The organism is Saccharomonospora halophila 8, assembly GCF_000383775.1.
Taxonomy (GTDB): domain Bacteria; phylum Actinomycetota; class Actinomycetes; order Mycobacteriales; family Pseudonocardiaceae; genus Saccharomonospora; species Saccharomonospora halophila.
In genome coordinates, this window is record NZ_KB912499.1 from 30,243 (window position 1) to 36,273 (window position 6,031).

At 71.4% G+C, this 6,031-nt stretch carries 5 protein-coding genes and 1 pseudogene; all 6 read left to right on the forward strand.

Annotated elements, in window-relative coordinates; genetic code table 11:
* The first annotated feature begins 72 nt into the window (after positions 1-72).
* The gene (gene ruvA, locus SACHA_RS0104850) at positions 73-711 is read left to right on the forward strand and encodes a Holliday junction branch migration protein RuvA (RefSeq protein ID WP_019807622.1); all 639 of its coding nucleotides are present in this window, start codon (positions 73-75) and stop codon (positions 709-711) included.
* Positions 712-859: 148 nt separating this feature from the next.
* Complete coding sequence (gene ruvB / locus SACHA_RS0104855) at positions 860-1,885, forward strand: Holliday junction branch migration DNA helicase RuvB (RefSeq protein WP_039737995.1); 1,026 nt, start codon at positions 860-862, stop codon at positions 1,883-1,885.
* A gap of 241 nt (positions 1,886-2,126) precedes the next feature.
* On the forward strand, positions 2,127-2,543 hold the full coding sequence (gene yajC, locus SACHA_RS0104860) for a preprotein translocase subunit YajC (protein ID WP_019807625.1): 417 nt from the start codon (positions 2,127-2,129) through the stop codon (positions 2,541-2,543).
* A 185-nt stretch (positions 2,544-2,728) separates the two neighbouring features.
* Positions 2,729-4,486 carry a protein translocase subunit SecD gene (gene secD / locus SACHA_RS0104865; protein WP_019807626.1) on the forward strand — a complete coding sequence of 586 codons (1,758 nt, stop codon included), beginning with the start codon at positions 2,729-2,731 and terminating at the stop codon, positions 4,484-4,486.
* Positions 4,487-4,511: 25 nt separating this feature from the next.
* On the forward strand, positions 4,512-5,777 hold the full coding sequence (secF, locus tag SACHA_RS0104870) for a protein translocase subunit SecF (protein WP_028662896.1): 1,266 nt from the start codon (positions 4,512-4,514) through the stop codon (positions 5,775-5,777).
* Positions 5,774-6,031 (forward strand): annotated as a pseudogene (locus SACHA_RS0104875) (adenine phosphoribosyltransferase); the annotation flags it as partial. The gene secF and the pseudogene SACHA_RS0104875, both read left to right, overlap by 4 nt.

Here is a 6,031-nt window from a genome sequence, read left to right on the forward strand (position 1 = left end):
GCACCGTGCCCGGCTCGCCGAGGCGCGCGGGGCGCGGCCCGGGGCCGGCCCTCCGACGACGGGAGCCACGTCATGATCTCTTCGGTGCGCGGCGAGGTACTCTCCGTCGCGCTCGACCACGTGGTGGTCGAGGTCGGCGGGGTGGGCCTGTCCGTGCAGGCCGTCCCGTCGACGCTCGCCACGCTGCGGACGGGTGAGCGGGCGCACCTGCACACCACCCTGGTCGTGCGGGAGGACTCGCTGACCCTGTACGGGTTCGCCGACGCGGAGTCCCGTGAGCTGTTCGGACTGTTGCAGACGGTCTCCGGTGTCGGCCCACGGCTGGCGTTGGCCGCGCTCGCGGTGCTCGAACCCGACAAGCTGCGCACCGCGCTGGCCGAGGGCAACCTCACGGTGCTCACCCAGGTCCCCGGTATCGGCCGCAAGGGGGCCGAGCGGCTGTCCATCGAACTGCGGGACAAGGTGGCCGCGTTCGCCGGGGCCGACGGTGCCGACGGTGCCGACGGTGCCGACGGTGCGGCCGTGCCGGCCCCCGGTGCGGCGGAGACGTCCCGTGCCGACGTCGTGGCCGACGTGGTCCAGGCGCTGGTCGGACTCGGGTTCCCCGCGAAGCAGGCGGAACAGGCCGTGGAGCGGGTCGTGGCCGAGGAGCCGGGCGACACGTCCCGGGTGCTGCGGGCCGCACTGGCGTCGCTGGGCAGGAAGAGCTGAGCCGGTCCGACGGTGATCCGGCGTGATCCGTGATCGGGGGAATGTCGTGCACGAGGATCCGAGGTCCGACCCCGGGTGGGTACCGTCACCGGGACCGGAGGAGGTCGCACCGGACGGGCACCCCGATGGGGACGGCACGGACGGACCGCTGTCCGCGGTCGCGCACACGGGTGAGCGGGAGATCGAGACCGCGCTGCGCCCGCGCAGGCTCGCCGACTTCGTCGGACAGCCGAGGGTGCGTGAGCAGCTGGAGCTGGTGCTGCACAGCGCCCGCAGGCGCGGTGTCCCGCCCGACCACGTGCTGCTGTCCGGCCCGCCGGGCCTGGGCAAGACGAGCATGGCCATGATCATGGCGGCGGAACTCGACACCGCCATCCGGGTCACGTCCGGGCCCGCGCTGGAGCGCGCGGGCGATCTCGCGGCGATGCTGTCCAACCTCACCGAGGGTGAGGTGCTGTTCATCGACGAGATCCACCGCATCGCGCGCCCCGCCGAGGAGATGCTCTACCTCGCGATGGAGGACTTCCGCGTCGACGTGGTCGTCGGCAAGGGGCCCGGGGCCACGAGTATCCCGCTCGAGGTCGCGCCGTTCACGCTCGTGGGCGCCACCACGCGGTCCGGTTCGCTGACCGGCCCCCTGCGGGACCGGTTCGGGTTCACCGGACAGATGGAGTTCTACGCGCCCGCCGAACTCGAGCAGGTCGTGGCCCGGTCGGCGGAGATTCTCGGCATCCCGGTGGACGAACAGGGCCGCGCGGAGATCGCCCGGCGTTCCCGCGGCACCCCCCGGATCGCCAACCGGCTGCTGCGGCGGGTCCGCGACTATGCTGAGGTCCGTGCCGACGGCCGGGGGACACTCCCGGTCGTGCGGGCCGCACTTGAGGTCTACGACGTCGACGAACTCGGCCTCGACCGGCTGGACCGGGCGGTGCTGGAGGCGCTGGTGGGTTCGTTCGGCGGTGGCCCGGTCGGGGTGTCCACGCTCGCGGTGGCGGTGGGCGAGGAGCCGACCACCGTGGAAGAGGTGTGTGAGCCGTATCTCGTGCGGGCGGGTATGCTCGCCCGCACGCCCCGTGGCCGGGTCGCCACCACCCTCGCGTGGGAGCACCTCGGACTCCCGCCTCCCGCTCCGACGGGAGGGGTTGACCCCGCTTCGCCGACCCTGTTCGACTGAGCACGTCGGCTCCGCGCACGGCGCTCGCCGGCCCCGCGCGCGGCGGTGTCCGTGCGGCGGTGGCCGACGAGCGGGTCGCCGAGCAGGGCCGAGCGGAACGGTGTCGACGGACGGGCGCCGAGGTGTGCGCCACCGGTGCTCGACCTCGTGGCCGCGGCTGGCACACTCGAAGACAGCACATCCGGACAAACTGGGACGTCCCGGCCGGAGCCACCGGGCGGCGTCCGTCGAATGGAGAACCATGGACGGCCTCATCCTGCCGCTTCTGCTGATGCTCGTCGTCGCGTTGCCTCTCGTCCTGGCTTCGCGCAAGCAGAAGAAGGCCATGGCCGAGCAGCAGGACCTGCAGAACAGCCTGGACGAGGGCGATCGCGTGATGACCACCTCCGGGATGTACGCCACCGTGGTCGACGCGAGTGACGAGAGCACCATCGACCTGGAGATCGCCGAGGGCGTGGTGACCACCTGGCTGCGCCAGGCCGTGCGGGAGCGGATCAACCCGGTCACCGACGACGAGGAGGACACCGGGGACGCCGCGGACGCGGACGCCCCGGACACCGCCACCTCCGACGACTCCACGGAGGTCGCCGCCGAGGACACGGAGAGTGAGCGCTCGGGTGCGGAGGTCGCCCCGTCGCTGGAGCACGGCAAGAAGTAGCCCGGGCACGGTCGGGCCGACAGCCCGGGGTCCCCTCGGTGTCCGGCCCGGCCCGCTCCGTGTGCGCGGCACCGAGTAGGGTCGTCCCGGTGCCGTACGTGTTCGCCGACCGCACACCTGTGGCGGGTGGTGGCGTGCGCGCCGACCCGTAAGCCGCCGAGCCAGTTCGAGGAGAGCGACCGACCGTGGCACCTCCGGCCGGGCAGTTCCGCCCGGGACGATACTTCGCGTTCTTCGTCGTGATCGCCGCAGCGCTGTATTCCCTGGTGTTCTTCACCGGGGGCGGTGATCCGACACCGAAGCTCGGGATCGACCTGAAGGGCGGCACCCGGGTCACCCTGACGGCGCGGACCCCGGACGGCTCGGACCCGTCGCGGGACCAGCTCCAGCAGGCGCGGGAGATCATTCAGAACCGCGTCAACGGGATCGGGGTCAGCGGCGCCGAGGTGGTGCTCGACGGCAGCAACGTCGTGATCACCGTGCCCGGTCAGGAGGGCGAGCAGGCCAAGACGCTCGGTCAGACCGCGAAGCTCGGCATCCGCAAGGTGATCGCCGTCCAGCCCGCCGGGGCGGCCCCGGGGCAGCAGCAGGGCCAGCAGCAGCCCGGCGAGGGCAGCGGGGAACAGGGCGGTCAGGGCGACCCCGGAACGGAGCCTCCCGCGGAGGAAGGGGCCGGTGGCGCACCGGAATCCGGGGAGCCGGCGCCCACCTCCGCCGGTGGCGGCTCGGCGCCGGAGGCCCGGCAGCAGGATGACGGGAACGGCGCCGACACCGACGAGGTCGCGCAGCGCATCCAGCAGGCCAAACAGGTGCGGCAGAACCCCGAACTGATCCCCGCGGACCCGAGCGACCAGCGGGAGGTGCAGGCCGCGCAGAGGGCCCAGCAGCGGGCGATGAGCCAGCTCAGCTGCGCGCCCGGCCGGATCGACCCGCTGACGGGCAACGACGATCCGAACCGGCCGCTGGTGGCCTGCGGGGACGACGGTGCCCAGAAGTACGTGCTCGGCCCGGTGTTCCTGCAGGGGACGCAGATCGAGACCGCGTCGGCGGTGTACGACAGTCAGCAGGGCAACGGCTGGGTCGTGAACCTCTCGTTCAACGACCGGGGCGGCCGGATCTGGGCCGACTTCACCTCCGCCAACGTCGGCGAGCGGGCCGCCTTCGTGCTGGACACCGAGGTCGTGTCCGCGCCCAGCATCAACCAGGCGATCGCGGGTGGGGACACCCAGATCTACGGCGACTTCGGCCAGGCCGAGGCGCAGAACCTCGCGGACGTGCTCAAGTACGGGTCGTTGCCGTTGTCGTTCGACTCGTCCGACGCCACCACCGTGTCGGCCACGCTCGGCCTGGCCACCCTGGAGGCGGGACTGATCGCCGGGGCGGTCGGCCTCGCGCTGGTGTTCGTCTACTGCCTGTTCTACTACCGCATCCTCGGGGTGCTGACGGTGTTGTCGCTGGCACTCTCGGCGATGATCATCTACGCGGTGCTGGTGCTGCTCGGCCGGTGGATCGGGTACACCCTGGACATCGCGGGCGTCGTCGGATTCATCGTCGCGATCGGGGTCACGGCCGACTCGTTCGTGGTGTACTTCGAACGTCTCAAGGACGAGATGCGGGAGGGCAGAACCTTCCGCTCGGCGGTGCCGCGTGGCTGGGTCAAGGCGCGGCGCACGATCCTCGCCTCGGACGCGGTCATGTTCCTCGCCGCCGTCGTGCTCTACGTCCTCGCCGTCGGCGAGGTGAAGGGCTTCGCGTTCACCCTGGGCCTGTCCACGGTGCTCGACCTGATCGTCGTCTTCCTCATCACGCACCCGCTGGTCGCGCTGGTGGCGAAGTCGAAGAAGCTGTCGAGTCCGCGGTTGTCCGGGCTGGGAGCGGTGCAGCGGATCGGTTCGAGCAGGCGCACCGCGAACCGTCTCGGCACGGCCGTGAAGGAGGCCTGAGGTGGAGCAGCAGGGAGAGCGGAACGTGGGCACGGGCGGAGCCGGGGCCGGGACCAATGCCGTGGGCGAGGCGCGGACCGAGGGGTCGGTGCTGCAACGCCTCTACACCGGTACCGGGGCGTTCGACATCGTCGGCCACCGCAGGCGCTGGTTCCTGGCCTTCGGGGCGCTGCTGCTGATCTGTGCCGCCTCGATCGGGTTCAAGGGCTTCAACTTCGGCATCGAGTTCGAGGGCGGTACCCAGATCCAGATGCCCGCCGTCGGGGCGGACGGCCCGATCACCACCGACGAGGCGTCCGAGGCCTTCGCGGACGCGCTCGGCAGCAACCCGTCGGAGACCCAACAGGTCGGCGTCGGGGACGCGGCCTCGATCCAGATCCGTTCCGACTCGCTCGACCCGGCCGAGGTGGCCGAGGTCAAGCAGGTGCTGTTCGAGCAACTGCAGCCACTCGGGGCGAACGGGCAGCCGACCGAGCAGGTGATCAGCGACAGCGCGGTGAGTGCGTCCTGGGGCGGGGAGATCTCCCAGCAGGCGCTGATCGCGCTGGCCGTGTTCCTGGTGCTGGTGACGATCTTCCTCGTCATCTACTTCGAGAAGTGGATGGCCGTGGCCGCGCTGGTCGCGCTGCTGCACGATGTCGTGGTCACCGCGGGCGTCTACTCGCTGATCGGGTTCGAGGTGAGCCCGGCGACGGCGATCGGGCTGCTGACGATCCTCGGCTACTCGCTGTACGACACCGTCGTGGTGTTCGACAAGGTCAAGGAGAACACCCGCGGCCTGCTCAACCTGACGCGGCGCACCTACGCCGAGGCGGCCAACCTCGCGCTGAACCAGACGCTGATGCGCTCGATCAACACCTCGCTGATCACGCTGCTGCCGGTGGTGGGACTGCTCGTGATCGGCTACATCCTGCTCGGTTCCGGGACACTGCAGGACCTCGCCCTGGTCCTGATGACCGGCCTGATCGCCGGGACGTTCTCGTCGATCCTGCTTGCCACGCCCATCCTGGTCGAGGGCAAGATGCGGAACCCGACCTACATCAAGCACGCCGAGAAGGTGCGGGCACGGCGCGAGCACCAGGCCCGTAAGCTCAACGGGTCGGCCGCGGGGGCCGCCGACGGGGACGACGTCGATCCCGGCGACGACGAGTCGCTGTCCGCGGAGCTGCGCCGGGAGAAGGCGTTCTCCGCGGCGGCGAGTGTGCCCGACCGGCACCCGAAGGCCCGACGGGGTGAACGTACGTCCGGCCGACGTGCCTCGGCCCGGCCGACCGGAAAGCGGAAACGGTGAACGCGCGGAAACTCGACGAGGCGCTGGACCTGATCTCCGAGATCCCGGACTTTCCCGAACCGGGGGTACTGTTCCGGGATCTCACCCCGCTGTTCGGGGACCCCGAGGCGTTCGCGCTGGTGATCGATGCCCTGGGGGACGCGGTCGGGGACGTCGACCGGCTCGCGGCCGTGGAGGCCCGGGGGTTCGTCCTCGCCGCGGCGCTGGGCTACGCCCGCGGGCTCGGCGTGGCGCTGGTCCGCAAGCCCGGCAAG

Excerpts from the sequence above, each read along its gene's own strand:
- ruvA (WP_019807622.1), top strand. The coding sequence starts at position 73 with ATGATCTCTTCGGTGCGCGGCGAGGTACTCTCCGTCGCGCTCGACCAC.
- yajC (WP_019807625.1), top strand. The coding sequence starts at position 2,127 with ATGGACGGCCTCATCCTGCCGCTTCTGCTGATGCTCGTCGTCGCGTTG.